This window comes from Streptomyces sp. NPDC029169 (assembly GCF_055563935.1).
The window spans coordinates 438,641-452,238 of record NZ_JBVHXA010000003.1; the positions used below are offsets into that span (position 1 = coordinate 438,641).

The 13,598-nt window shown below is 73.1% G+C and carries 9 protein-coding genes; 6 read left to right on the forward strand and 3 right to left on the reverse strand.

What is annotated here, in order from left to right; genetic code table 11:
• Window positions 1–157 precede the first annotated feature (157 nt).
• From ACZ4VI_RS08745 to moeZ, 5 genes are all read left to right on the forward strand, one after another.
• Window positions 158–1,780 (forward strand): DUF3492 domain-containing protein, encoded by a 1,623-nt coding sequence (locus ACZ4VI_RS08745; protein WP_467997923.1) that lies wholly within the window; start codon window positions 158–160, stop codon window positions 1,778–1,780.
• Between the two features lie 631 nt (window positions 1,781–2,411).
• Window positions 2,412–3,563 (forward strand): hypothetical protein, encoded by a 1,152-nt coding sequence (locus ACZ4VI_RS08750; RefSeq protein ID WP_467998103.1) that lies wholly within the window; start codon window positions 2,412–2,414, stop codon window positions 3,561–3,563.
• A 127-nt stretch (window positions 3,564–3,690) separates the two neighbouring features.
• On the forward strand, window positions 3,691–4,650 hold the full coding sequence (locus ACZ4VI_RS08755) for an NAD-dependent epimerase/dehydratase family protein (RefSeq protein WP_467997925.1): 960 nt from the start codon (window positions 3,691–3,693) through the stop codon (window positions 4,648–4,650).
• Entirely contained in the window at window positions 4,638–5,393 is a 756-nt protein-coding gene (locus ACZ4VI_RS08760; RefSeq protein WP_467997927.1) for a spherulation-specific family 4 protein, read from the forward strand. The genes ACZ4VI_RS08755 and ACZ4VI_RS08760 overlap by 13 nt, the downstream gene beginning before the upstream one ends.
• A 63-nt stretch (window positions 5,394–5,456) precedes the next feature.
• On the forward strand, window positions 5,457–6,635 hold the full coding sequence (gene moeZ / locus ACZ4VI_RS08765) for an adenylyltransferase/sulfurtransferase MoeZ (RefSeq protein WP_329116300.1): 1,179 nt from the start codon (window positions 5,457–5,459) through the stop codon (window positions 6,633–6,635).
• 62 nt (window positions 6,636–6,697) lie between these two features.
• On the opposite strand, the gene ACZ4VI_RS08770 is transcribed toward moeZ, so the two are convergent.
• The 3 genes from ACZ4VI_RS08770 to ACZ4VI_RS08780 form a co-directional block, all read right to left on the reverse strand.
• Entirely contained in the window at window positions 6,698–8,227 is a 1,530-nt protein-coding gene (locus ACZ4VI_RS08770) for an alpha/beta hydrolase (protein ID WP_467997929.1), read from the reverse strand.
• A gap of 54 nt (window positions 8,228–8,281) precedes the next feature.
• Window positions 8,282–9,847, reverse strand: coding sequence for an alpha/beta hydrolase (locus ACZ4VI_RS08775; protein ID WP_467997931.1), 1,566 nt, complete (start codon window positions 9,845–9,847; stop codon window positions 8,282–8,284).
• Between the two features lie 175 nt (window positions 9,848–10,022).
• Entirely contained in the window at window positions 10,023–12,794 is a 2,772-nt protein-coding gene (locus tag ACZ4VI_RS08780; protein WP_467997933.1) for a lysylphosphatidylglycerol synthase domain-containing protein, read from the reverse strand.
• A 198-nt stretch (window positions 12,795–12,992) separates the two neighbouring features.
• Between ACZ4VI_RS08780 and ACZ4VI_RS08785 the strand changes: the two genes are divergently transcribed.
• Entirely contained in the window at window positions 12,993–13,439 is a 447-nt protein-coding gene (locus tag ACZ4VI_RS08785; protein ID WP_467997935.1) for an MGMT family protein, read from the forward strand.
• The last annotated feature ends 159 nt before the right edge of the window (window positions 13,440–13,598 follow it).

Sequence of the window (13,598 nt, forward strand, 5' to 3'; positions counted from 1 at the left end):
AACGCGACCGGGGTGGGAAAGTTACGTGCATTCACCCCTTCCGGTGGCGCGACGGACAACCGTCCATCGCGCGACCGTCTCATCCGCTTACGTTCTTCCCGCTGCGAGTCGCCGGACCACGGCGGCCGGGAGACAAGCGAGATCGGGGGTGTACCTCATGCGGATCGGACTGCTCACGGAGGGTGGCTACCCATACGCCACGGGTGAGTCCAGGCTCTGGTGCGACCGGCTCGTGCGCGGGCTCGCGCCGCACGAGTTCGACGTGTACGCCCTGAGCCGCAGCGCCCGGCAGGAGGAGGCCGGCTGGATCGACCTGCCGCCGCAGGTCCAGCGCGTCCGCACGGCCGCGCTCTGGGCCCCGGAGGACGACGGCCGCACGTACGGGCGGCGCGAACGGCGGTGCTTCGCCGAGCACTTCGGTGCGCTCGTGACGGGCATCTGCGCCGAGGACGACGCGACCGCCGCGCGCTCCTTCGCCGAGGGGCTGTACGGGCTGGCCGAGCTCGCCGGTGAGCACGGCGGCCTCTACGCGGCCCTGCGCTCCGAACTGGCGGTCCGCACCCTGGAGTCCGCCTGCCGCGCGCCCGGCGCACGCCGGGGCGTGGCCGCCGCGACCGTCCCCGACTACCTCGACGTCGTCGACCAGCTGGAGCGCGCACTGCGCCCGCTGTCGCTCGACTGGTACGGCGAGGACGGACTCGGCGCGGTCGACCTCTGCCACGCCGCGTCGGGCGGATCGGCGGCGCTGCCCGGCCTGTTGGCCAAACGCTTCTTCGGCACTCCGCTGCTGGTCACCGAGTACGGCGTACAGCTGCGCGCGCACTATCTCGCCGCCGCGGAAGCGACCCGGTCCGCTCCCGTGCGGGCGCTGCTCGCCGCCTTCCACGGCCGGCTCGCCGGCGAGGTCTACCGGCAGGCCGCGCTGCTCACCCCCGGCAACACGCACGCCCGGCGCTGGCAGGAGAGGTGCGGGGCCGACCGGGCCAAGCTGCGGACGGTCTACCCGGGTATGGAGTCCGAGCGGTTCACCGAGGTCGGCGAGGACGAGGAGAGCGGTGACCCGGCGACCCTCGTGTGGGTCGGCCGGGTGGAACCCGCCAAGGACCTCATCGCCCTGCTGCACGCCTTCGCGGAGGTGCGGAAGGCCCAGCCCGACGTACGGCTCCGGATCATCGCCGCGCCGGTGCGCGAGCCGGGCGCGGACGCGTACGTCGCGCACTGCAAGGCGCTCGCGGCGCAGCTCTTCCCCGACGAGGCGCCGGGGGCGCACGCCGTCGGCGAGAACCCGGTCTCCTTCGAGGAGATCGGCGGGCCGGAGGCGCCGACGCTCGCCGAGGCGTACGCGGCGGGCGCGGTCGTCGTCCTCTCCAGCGTCGTGGAGGGCTTCCCGATCAGCCTGGTCGAGGCGATGTTCTGCGCGCGGGCGACGGTCTCGACGGACGTCGGCGCGGTGGTCGAGGTCATCGGCGGTACGGGGCTCGTGGTGCCCCCGCGCAATCCGCGGGCGCTCGCGGACGCGTGCCTGGCGCTGTTGCGCGACCCCGAGCGCCGGTACCGCCTGGGCGCGGCGGCGCGGGCGCGGGCGCTCGAACTGTTCACCGTGGAGCAGAACCTCGCGGCGTTCCGCGGCATCTACCTCGAACTTCTCTCCCACGCGCCGGTGCGCCGCCGCGCCGCGGAGGGCGTGCCCTTCGGCCACCCGGCGGAGGCGTACGTCCCCGGCACCTGGGCGGACCAGCCCGTGAGCGCCGCCGCCGTCGCGGGAGACCCCGATGCCTGAAGGAGGTACCCCCATGCGCCCCGGCCCCTGGGACTCCCACTCCGAGTCGCTCCTCGAGACGACGGCGCTGACCGTGGCCGTAACGGTCTCCGTGACGACCGACGGCCCGCCGCCGATGAAGGCCCCGGAGCCCGCGTGGCACGCTCCGACCCGTCCGGAGCCGAGCGAGCCGGGCACGGACCTCGACCTGCGGTCGGCAGGCGAACCGGCCACGACCCGTCCAGGCCGAACGCCCGGCCCCCGGGCCGGGCATCCCGCCCCGGAGGCGGCCGGAGGTCCGGGCCCGCGGCCGACGGCCGCGGTCGTCGAGGACGACCGGCTTGGGGCGGGAACGGTCACGGTTCCGGGGGCCGGTGATGTGTCTCGGGCGCAGCCGGGCGCGGAGGCCCGCGCGGGCTTCTGGCAGCTGCCTGAGGCAGGGCCGGGGGCGGCCGCAGGTCTGGGACCGCGGCCGACGGCCGCGGTCGTCGAGGACGACCGGCTCGGGGCGGGAACGGTCACCGTCCCGGGGCCGGAGGCCGGTGATGTGCCGCGGGCGCAGCCCGCGCCGGGATGCGGCGCGGAAGCGCGTGCGGGCTTCGGGGCGCAGGCCGAGGTGGGACCCCGCGCGGAAGCCCGTGCGGGCTTCGGGGTGCGGGACGAGGTGGCCGAGGCTGGCACTCAGGCGGCCGACGTCGCCGATGAGGCCGCCGCCCTGTCGCAGGCCCGCCCCGTGGCCGCCGCTGGGTCGGGCGCGCCGGGAACCGCCGGCCGGCGGGGGCCCGCCGACCCGGTCAAGGCGCTCATGCACCGGCACCGGGAGCTGTGTGAGCGGGCCGTCGATGCCCTGGAGATCGCCGCCGGGCTCGAAGCGCACGGGGTCACCGACCGGACCGCCGCGCGTTTCCGGCACCGGGACGTGTTCTCGCTCGCCGAAGAGCTGTACGCGCGCGTGCCGCGTGGAAACGGGGCGCCCATGCGCCCCGCGCGCGAGGGCGAGGCGCGCGCCGGGTGGGCCGGGTGGACCCTGGGCGCCCTGGCGCCCGGCGCCGTCACCGCCCTCACCGTCACCGGGCTCGCGCTCACCGAAGGACCCGTGCGCCTCGCCGTCGGAGCCGCCGGGGCCCTCGCCCTGGCCGCCGCGCTCACCGTCGCCGTCCGGCGCGGCCCCCTGCGCGCGGCCGGCCGCACCGTCCCCGCCGCCCGCCTCTGGACCCTCTGGCTCCTCGCGTACGCGCTCGGCGGCGACGGTCTCCTCGAAGCGACGCTCACCGGCGGACCCGACGGGCCCTGGGACATCACGCCCCTGCCCCTCCTCGGCCTCGCCCTCGCCGTCGCCCCCGCCGCCTGGTGCGCCCGGCTCTTTGCCGCCCGGGCCCGCCGCCGGCTCGCCGCCAGCCGCGGCCTGGAGGACTTCGCCGCCGGCACCCGCCCCCTGCTCCTGGCCACCGTCGCGCTCCATCTCACCGCCCTCGCCGGCCTGCTGAGCCTGACCGGCTTCGCCCCCGGCGCCCTCGCCCTCGGCACCCTGCTCCTGCTCGCCCGGCTCCTCACCGTCCATGGCTTCCCCGAGACCGCCGCGAGCGGTCTCGCCGCCGCCTGCGCCGCCGAGGCGCTCGCCCTCGCGAGCGTCCTGGCGGGCCGCGTCCCCGGCTGCGACCCCCTCGCCGTCCCGGTCCGGACCCTCGTCGACAACTGGGGCCCCGGAGCCGTACCCACCCTCGTCTGCGGCACCGCGGCGCTCGGCCTGCTGGCCCACGCCACCGCCGCCCTCTCCCGGGCCTCGGCCCACGCCGCCACCTGAACCCCGGCGCACCCGCGGAGCCGACGCCGCGGGCGCACCCACCGCGCAGGACCCCATTCCAAGGAGACGAAAGAGACATGACCTCCCAATCCCCAGCCACGGCCGGTCGGCACGAAGGGGCCGCACGATGAGGGTGCTGCTGCTCGGAGCCAACGGATTCCTCGGTCGTTTCGTCGCCGACCGGCTGCTCGCCGACCCGGCCGTGCACCTCACCGCCCTCGGGCGGGGCGACGACGCCGACGTACGGTTCGACCTCGCCGGGGGCAGCCCCGGCGCGCTGACCCGCTTCCTGGACGCCGTCCACCCCGGAGTCGTCGTCAACTGCGCCGGCGCCACCCGTGGCGGAGCCCGCGAACTGACCCGGCACAACACCGTCGCCGTCGCCACCGTCTGCGAGGCGCTGCGCCGCAGCGGCTGCGGCGCCCGGCTCGTCCAGGTCGGCTGTGCCTCCGAGTACGGCCCCTCCCAGCCCGGCTCCTCCACCGCCGAGGACGCCGTGCCCCGCCCCGGCGGCCCGTACGGCGTCTCCAAGCTCGCCGCGACCGAGCTCGTCCTCGGGTCCGGCCTCGACGCGGTCGTGCTGCGCGTGTTCTCCCCCGTGGGCCCCGGCACCCCCGCCGGATCGCCCCTCGGGCGGCTCGCCGAGGCGATGCGCCGCGCCATGCAGGCCGGTGACGGCGAGCTCAAGCTCAGCGGCCTCGGCGTCCAGCGCGACTTCGTGGACGTACGGGACGTCGCCCGCGCCGTCCACGCCGCCTCGCTCTCCGCCGCCCAGGGCGTCATCAACATCGGTACCGGACGCGCCGTCAAGCTCCGCGACGCCGCCGCCGTCCTGGCCCGGGTCGCCGGCTACGCCGGAACCCTGCACGAACTCGACGGCCCGCCCCCGCGCTCGGTCATCGGCGCCCCCCGTACCGAGTCCATCGCCGAACAGCTGGCCGCCGCGCCCTTCCCGTACCCCGACGGCTGCGGCAGCTGGCAGCAGGCCGACGTCCGCACCGCCCGCGACCGCCTCGGCTGGCGGCCCCGGATCAACCTCGAAGAATCCCTCGCCGACATCTGGATGGAGGCGGCATGTCGCATCTGACCACGACGGGAGCCGTCCAGGAGATGGGCTTCGGCGTCCCCGGCTACGCCCACCCGCTGCTCGCCCCCGTGGAATGGGCCGAGCTGACCCGCCCCGGCACCCCTCTGCACTGGGCCGTGCTCAACGTCGCCGAAGGGCCAGGGGACCGGCCCGACCCGCACTGTCTGGAGGCGGCGGGCCGGCTCAAGAACGCGGGCGTGAAGGTCCTCGGGCATCTGGACCTCCGCCACGGTTCGCGGGACTTCGGCGAGATCGTCTCGGATGCCCACCGCTTCCTCGACTGGTACAAGGTCGAGGGCTTCTATCTGGACCGCTGTCCCACCGACCGGGCCGACCTGCCCGAGGTGAGGCGCGTCACGGCCACCCTGGAGGCGGTGCTCGACGGCGAGGCCCACCTCGTCCTGAGCCACGGCACCCACCCGTATCCGGGCTATGCCGAGGCCGCCGACCAGTTGGTCACCTTCTCCGGACCGTGGTCCGACTACCGCTGGTCGCAGGTGGCCGAGTGGACCGCCGAGTACCCGCCGGAGAAGTTCGTCCACCTCGTCCACGGGGTGCCGCGCAGCCACCTCGACGAGGCGATGCGGATCGCCCGCTGGCAGGGCGCGGGGACGATCTTCTTCACGGATCAGACGGGTCGGACGGGCCAGGGAGACCCGACGGGACAAAGCAGTCCATTCCAGAGTCTGCCCGGCTACTGGGACGAAATCGTCTCGCGCATTGGACCAGGTGTCTCGGAATGAGGAGGGCCGTGGCAGTGTTACGGGGAGAACAACCGTACTGACATACCGACCAACGGAGCCCCCGTGTCGCTGCCACCCCTGGTCGAGCCGGCTGCCGAGCTCACCGTAGACGAGGTCCGCAGGTACTCCCGCCACCTGATCATCCCGGATGTCGGGATGGACGGTCAGAAGCGGCTGAAGAACGCCAAGGTGCTGTGTGTGGGCGCCGGTGGCCTCGGTTCGCCCGCCCTGATGTACCTGGCCGCGGCCGGTGTCGGCACGCTCGGCATCGTGGAGTTCGACGAGGTCGACGAGTCGAACCTGCAGCGCCAGATCATCCACAGCCAGGCGGACATCGGCCGCTCCAAGGCGGAGTCCGCCAAGGACTCGGTCCTCGGCATCAACCCGTACGTGAACGTGATCCTCCACGAAGAGCGGCTCGAGGCCGAGAACGTGATGGACATCTTCAGCCAGTACGACCTGATCGTCGACGGCACGGACAACTTCGCCACGCGCTACCTCGTCAACGACGCGTGCGTGCTGCTGAACAAGCCGTACGTCTGGGGCTCGATCTACCGCTTCGACGGCCAGGCCTCCGTCTTCTGGTCCGAGTACGGCCCCTGCTACCGCTGCCTCTACCCGGAGCCCCCGCCGCCGGGCATGGTCCCGTCCTGCGCCGAGGGCGGCGTCCTGGGCGTGCTCTGCGCGTCCATCGGCTCCATCCAGGTCACCGAGGCGATCAAGGTCCTGGCCGGCGTGGGCGACCCGCTGGTCGGCCGGCTGATGATCTACGACGCCCTGGAGATGCAGTACCGCCAGGTGAAGGTCCGCAAGGACCCGAACTGCGCGGTCTGCGGCGAGAACCCGACCGTCACCGAGCTCATCGACTACGAGGCCTTCTGCGGCGTCGTGTCCGAGGAGGCCCAGGAGGCGGCGCTCGGCTCGACGATCACTCCCAAGCAGCTCAAGGAGTGGATCGACGAGGGCGAGAACATCGACATCATCGATGTCCGGGAGATCAACGAGTACGAGATCGTCTCGATCCCCGGCGCGCGGCTGATCCCGAAGAACGAGTTCCTGATGGGCAGCGCCCTCCAGGACCTGCCGCAGGACAAGCGGATCGTCCTGCACTGCAAGACGGGTGTCCGCAGTGCGGAAGTCCTCGCCGTGCTCAAGTCCGCGGGCTTCGCGGACGCGGTGCACGTCGGCGGCGGCGTGATCGGCTGGGTGCACCAGATCGAGCCCGAGAAGCCTGTCTACTAGCAGCGCGGAAGGGGCCCGGACCTGACATCAGGTCCGGGCCCTTTCGTACGTCGTCTACGTCGTCAGGAACAGCGCGTGCCGTACGCCGGGACCTTGCCGTCCAGGAGGTACGCGTCGACCGTCTTCGTCACGCAGGACGCCGTGCCGTACGCGCCGTGCCCCTCGCCCTCGTTGCGGACCAGGATGCCGACGCCCGCGCCCAGCTCCTTCGCCATCCGCTCGGCCCCCTCGTACGGGGTCGCCGGGTCACCGGTCGTACCGACGACCAGGACCGGGGCCGCGCCGGGCGCGCTCGCGTCCGGATCGACCCGCTCGCCCTTCACCGGCCACTGCGCGCACCAGCCGGCCGTGTCCCAGGCCAGGAACGCGCCGAAGACGGGCGAGAGCTTCCGGAACTCCGGCAACAGGGCCTTCGCCCGCGCGAGCGTGGGACGTTCGCTGGAGTCGGCGCAGGAGATCGCCCGCTGGGAGTGGGACTGGGTGCCGTAGTGGCCCGTCTCGTCCCGGTCGTTGTACCAGTCGGCGAGGCGCAGCAGCTCGCTGCCGTCGCCGCGCTCGGCCTTCGCCAGGGCGCCGGTCAGCAGGGGCCAGCTGCTCTCCGAGTAGAGCGTGATGGCGATGCCGGTCGTCGCCAGGCCGTCGGTCAGCTTCCGGTCGCCGACGGTCAGCGGCTCCCGGTCCAGCTTCTCCAGGAGGCGGACGATCCGGGCGGCTCCCTTCGCGGGGCTCTCGCCGGTGCTCTTGAGGTAGTTGTCCAGGGCCCGCTGGAAGCCGATCGTCTGGTTGCGGGCATTGCCCGTGCCGTCGGCCGTCGGGTCGACCACCGCGTCGAGGACGGTCCGGCCGACGTGCGACGGGAAGAGGTGGGCGTAGGCGGCGCCGAGCTGCGTGCCGTAGGAGATGCCGAAGTAGTTCAGCTTCTCGTCGCCGAGGACGTGCCGGATCAGGTCCAGGTCACGGGCCGTGTTGTCGGTGGTGGTGTGCGGGATGACCGTGCCGGAGCGGCGGGCGCAGCCGGCGCCGAAGTCGGCGCCGTCCTGGAGGAACGCGGCCTCCTCGGCCGCCGTATCCGGGGTGGCGTCCGTACGGGCCTCGGCGGCGGCCACTTCCTTGTCGTCCCGGCACACGACACCGGAGCTGCGCGCGACGCCGCGCGGGTCGAAGCCGACCAGGTCGTAACGGCGGTTGAGGCCGCTGTACTCCTGGGCCGCCTGGGGAAGGATGTCGACGCCCGAGGCCCCGGGGCCGCCGAAGTTGAAGAGCAGCGAGCCGATCCGCTCGTTCCTGTCGCGGGCCTCCTTGCGGATCAGCGCGATGTCGATCGTCCTGCCGGCGGGCTTCGTGTAGTCCAGCGGGACCTTGACGGTGGCGCAGCGCCAGTCGGCGCCGGGCTTCTCGCCGTCCTCGGGCGCCTCGCACCGCTTCCAGTCGGCACGCTGGGAGGTGAGGGCGGCCGGCAGGCCCGAGGCCGTGGGTGCCTTGGCGTCGCGGGAGGGCGGTGCCGTCTCGGCGGTGGTGCCCGTGGCGCTCGTGCAACCGGTGACCAGCAGCGCGGCGGCGGCAAGGACCGACACCCGTATCCGTATGGACAAGCGAAACCCCCCGAGGTGCGGACCGGACCGCCATCCTAGGCGGCCGTCCGTGCCCTACCGGCAGACGGTCCCCGAGGCCGGCACCTTCCCCTCCAGGAAGTACGCGTCGACGGTGTTCCGCACGCACGCGTTGCCGCCGTTGTACGCGCCGTGGCCCTCGCCCTCGTACGTCAGCTCCACGCCGACGCCCTTGCCGAGCGCCTTCGCCATCGCCCGTGCGCCCTCGTACGGAGTCGCCGGGTCGCCGGTCGTGCCGAGCACCAGGATCGGGGCGGCGCCGGGCGCGGAGACGTCGGGGTGCTCCCAGGTGCCGGGGACCGGCCACGGGGCGCAACTCGCCAGCGCCCAGGCCATGAAGTCCCCGAAGACCGCCGAGGCCTCGCGGAACTCCGGGAGCCGCTCCTTGGCCTGGCCCAGCGTGTAGCGCTCCTTGAAGTCCACACAGTTGATGGCCGCGTTGGCCGCCTGGATGTTGCTGTAACTGCCGTTCTGGTCACGTCCGTTCAGCGAGTCGGAGAGGGCCAGCAGCAGTGCGCCGTCGCCGCCGTCGGCCGCCTCCAGGCCCTGCTCCAGGTACTGCCAGAACTCCTTGGAGTACAGCGCCTGCACGATGCCGTTGGTGGCCTGGGTCTGGGTGAGCTTGCGCTCCCCGATGCCGGGGATCGGCTTCTTGTCGAGCTCGGCGAGCAGACCGATGATGAACGACTCGATCTCCGCGACCGTCGAGCCGGGCAGTGCGCACTCGTCGCCACGGGCGACACAGTCCTTCGCGAAGTTGTCGAGGGCCAGCTGGAAGCCCCTGGCCTGGCCGAGGGCGCCGTCCTCGGTGCCGGACTCCGGGTCGACGACCGCGTCGAAGAGGGCGCGGCCGACGTTCTCGGGGAACATGTGGGCGTACACGCCGCCGAGTTCCGTGCCGTACGAGATGCCGAAGTAGTGCAGCTTGTCGTCACCGAGGACCTCGCGCATCAGGTCCAGGTCGCGGGCGGCATTCTCGGTGCCGACGTGGGGGAGGACGGCGCCGGAGTTCTTCTCGCAGGCGGCGGCGTACTTCCTCTGCGCGGCGGAGAGGGTGCGTTCCTCGGCCGCGTCGTCCGGGGTGAAGTCCAGGGCGTAGTAGGCGTCCAGCTCCTTGTCGGACTCGCACTGGACGTCCGCGCTGCGGCCGACGCCGCGGGGGTCGAAGGAGACCAGGTCGTAGCGGGAGCGGAGCTTCTCGTAGTCCGCGGCGAAGGACGGCAGGCCGGTGACGCCGGAGCCGCCGGGGCCGCCGAAGTTGAAGATCATGGAGCCGATACGCCGGTCCTGGTCGCGGGCCCGGGCGCGGATCAGGGCCAGCTCGATGGTCTCGCCGTCGGGGTCCGCGTAGTCGAGTGGCGCGTCCATGAACGAGCACTCCCAGGCAGTGCCGTCGGGCAGCGGCGAGGGCGCCGTCCCACCGCCCTCCGCGGCGGACGGAGGCGGACAGGGCGCCCAGTCCAGCTTCTGCGCGGCGAGCCCCGCGAGATCGGTGGGCGTGTCCGGGGCCCCGCTCTCGTCACCCCCGTCCGAACATCCGGCGGCGAGCAGCACGGTGGTCGCGGTCAACAGGGCGGCGCGCTGCGCGGCGGAGATCGGCATACAGCCATGGTCAGCCGCCCACACGTCGCCCGCGCGGGCGAGTGGGCCAGGCGGGGGAGGAGCTCCCGGTTGTGGGCAACTGTTCCGCTGGGGCGGAACGGGTGGGCACAACCCACGGGAGCGGTGCCCTGACAAGGCCCCTGTGCACAAGGGCCCGACACCAGGTACCCGCGCTTTAGAGCGCGCCGCGCTTCGTCAGCCAGTTGAAGCAGAGCCACCCCGGCAGCACCGGCAGCCACAGCGTCAGGAGCCGGTACAGCAGGACCGCCGGGGTCGCGACCTCCAGGGGGAGGCCGACCGCCACCAGACCGAAGGTCAGCGCGCCCTCGACCGCGCCCACACCACCCGGCGTCGGCGCCGCAGAGCCGAGCGCGTTGCCCGCGAGGAAGACGACGGCCACGCTCGCGTAACTGAGCCCCTGCGCGTCGTGTCCGAACGCGCGGATCGAGGCGTCCAGGCACATCACGAACAGACCCGTCAGAAGCAGCATGCCGCCGATCCCGGTCAGCAGCTTCAGCGGCCGCTGGAGCACGTCCAGCATGCGCGGTACGACACCCGCGAAGAGCGAGCGCAGCCGCGTCGAGACGAACTTCCGCATGAACGGGATCGCGGTGACCACGAGCACCAGCACCGCCACCGTCAACAGTCCGGCGATGACCGTCCTCGACGGGGTGAGCGACTGCGACTTCTCCGTACCCGTCAGATAGCCGAAGGCGAGCAGCAGCAGGATGTGCGCCCCGAGCCCGAAGAGCTGCGACGCGCCGACGCTCGCCACCGCGAGCCCCGGCCGCACCCCCGAGCGCTGGAGGAACCGGGTGTTCAGCGCGACACCGCCGACCGCAGCCGGGGCGACGATCTTCACGAACGACCCGGCCACCTGCGCGACCACCGTCCGCCAGAACCCGACCCGTTCCGGTACGAAGCCGAGCAGGCTCATCGCGGCGGCGACATAGCTCAACGCCGAGAACAGCACGGCCGCGGCCACCCACCGCCAGTCGGCGGAGCTGATCGTGGACAGCGGTGTGCGGGCGATCTGCGAGAGCAGGAAGTACGCGGCGACGGCGCCGGCGATGAGGCTGACGAGCGTACGCGGCTTGATCCGCTCCAGGCGGACCGGCTCGACCGGCGCCTGCGGCCGGATCAGCAGCACCTGCTGCCGGATCTGGGCCAGCAGATCCTCCTCGCGGGCCTCGTCGAGCGCCTCGTCGATGGCCCGCTTCTCGGCCTGCTTCTCCGCCCTCTCCAGGCGCCGGTCGGACTTGCGGTCGGCCTTGGTCTCGGCGGTGCCGGTCGTGGCCTCCGCCCTCTCCCGCTTCGCCGCCTTCGACGCTTCGAGGACCGCCTCGCGCTCGCGCTTGGACCGCTCCCTGGCCAGTCTCCGCAACGTCGCGCGCGTGGAGCGGCTCAGCGCGATCGGCTGGAGGAGAGGCAGACAGTCGGCGATGGCGTCCGGGCCGAGTACGTCGACGGCTCCGGCCACCGCACGCTCGGCGCCCACCCGCAGACCGAGGGTGGTGAGCAGCTGGGCGATGTCCATCCGCAGGACCAGGTCGCCCGCGGCGATCTCACCGCCCCGCAGATCCGTCAGGATCACCTTGCCGGAACGATCCACCAGAATCGCGTCCCCCGTGAGCCTCCGGTGCGCGATCCGGCGCGACTGGAGCGCCCGCACCTGACGCCAGGCGCTGCGCACCAGCTCGTCGGTGATCTCCTTGTCGTCCAGCGAGTCCAGGGTCCGGCCGCCCAGGTGCTCGTACACGAGCATCACGGCGTCCGGGCCGAGCTCGGAGGTGGCGATCAGCTTCGGCGCGTTGGCCCCGGCGGCGATCGCCGCGTACGCGAGGAGGGCCTCCTGCTCCAGCGCCTGGCGCAGCGAGACGATCGAGCGGCGCGTGGTGATCGCGCGCAGGGTGATCCTGCGCCACACCCGGTAGAAGAAGCCGTGCGCCTGCTGCTCACGGTCGACGACCGTGACATCGAGCGGCGGCCCGTCCTCCAGCGTGACGATGTACCGGCGCCCGCGGTCCCCGCTGTCGGCCGGGTCCGGCACCCCGGCGCCCTCGGCGCGCAGCGCCGTGACCGGCTTGAACCCGACCCGGCGCAGACCGGCCAGGAGCGTCTGCCCGGTGGGGCGGACGTTGGGGGAGCCGACCGCGTACAGCGTTCCGTACGCGACGGTCCAGCCGATCAGCACGGTCAGGATGATCGAGAACGCAGTGGTGTACCCGGCGACCAGCATCGTGAACGCGTCGAGCAGCAGCACCGTCCACAGGCCGAGCCGCCACCGGGGTCTGCGGGCCATGCCGACGGCGGTCATGTACGCGATGACGGGCGCGAGGTAGTTGTGCACCGGGTCGGTGAGCCCGCCCCCGGACGCCGGCTGGGTCAGCGCGTCCTGGATGGTGCCCGGCGCGGCCTTGGCGACCCAGAGGTCGGTGGCGAGGGTGACGCCGTGGGCGAGGACGGCGGCGAGGACGCCGTCGGCGATCCTCAGTCCGTCCCGTTTGATCAGCCGCTCGATGGCGAAGGCGACCGGTACGAGGAGGACGGCGATGCTGGAGACCAGTCCGGCGATCTTGACGAAGACGTCGGGGGCGCCGCCCGCGCCCTTGTTGATGTCCTCCTCCAGACCGGAGGTCGTGCCGTGGGCGAAGGCGGCGATGGCGATGACGAGGGCGATCGCGAGGATGCCGACGAGCAGCCGCATCAGGTCGGAGGGCCGGTGCACGCGCGCGGCGAGCAGCGGCTCGTCCTGGGAGACGCGCTCGCTGGGCTCGCCCCCGGGGACGGTCTCCGGGAGGAGCTCGGGGGAGGGGCCGTGGGCATGGCCGTGACCGTGACCACGGCTGTGGCTGTGACCGTGGCCCTGGCCGCCTCCGGGAGCTGCCTTGCGGTCGGGCGTGCCGGGGCGCGCCTCCTCCTCAGGAGGCTGAGCGTCGTGCCCCATCACCATGTCAGTCTCTGCCCGTGTCGTGCGTAGCGCGTCTTCCGCGTCTGTCGCGCGTTCGTCGTCCTGTTCGAATTGTTGTTCTTCTTGTTCGTCTTGTCGCTCTTGATCTCGTATCACCAGTCACCGCCCGGACGATGGTGGCACGAAGCGGGGCCCCACGGAGGCAACAGAGCGTTGTCGGTGGGGTGAGGCAGGATGGGGCGGATGAGCGTGGAGGAGCTTCCGGAGTACGCGGAGCGGGTGCTTGAGGTCGCGGAGCGGATCCCGCCGGGCCGTGTGATGACGTACGGAGACGTCGCTGAATGGCTGGGCGAGGGAGGCCCGCGCCAGGTCGGCCGGGTGATGGCCCTCTACGGCGGGGCGGTGCCGTGGTGGCGCGTGGTGCGCGCGGACGGCACGCTGCTGCCGGGTCACGAGCTGCGCGCGCTCGGCCACTACCGGGACGAGGGCACCCCGCTGCGCGAGGCCGGCCGCGCGGCCGAGGGGCACGTGCCGAAGCTCGACATGCGGCGGGCGCGGTGGGACGGCGCGGACTCGGCTGGGCTGGGCGGCTCGGGCGGGCTGGCCAGGCCGGAGGATTCGGCCGGCTCGGACGGCTCGGGCGGCTCGGGCCGGGAGCCGCGTGCGGGAACTCACACCTGACAGCTTTGCCCATGGCCGGGCGGGCCGGGCGGCCCGATGACGGTGCGGAGGCCCGTACGGAGTACGGCACCCGTGCCCTCCGTATCCCGTAACGTCGTCGTTCGCCCCGTACACCGCTACCCCTCCACCTCTCCACCACTTCGCTCAGGACCGGTCGAT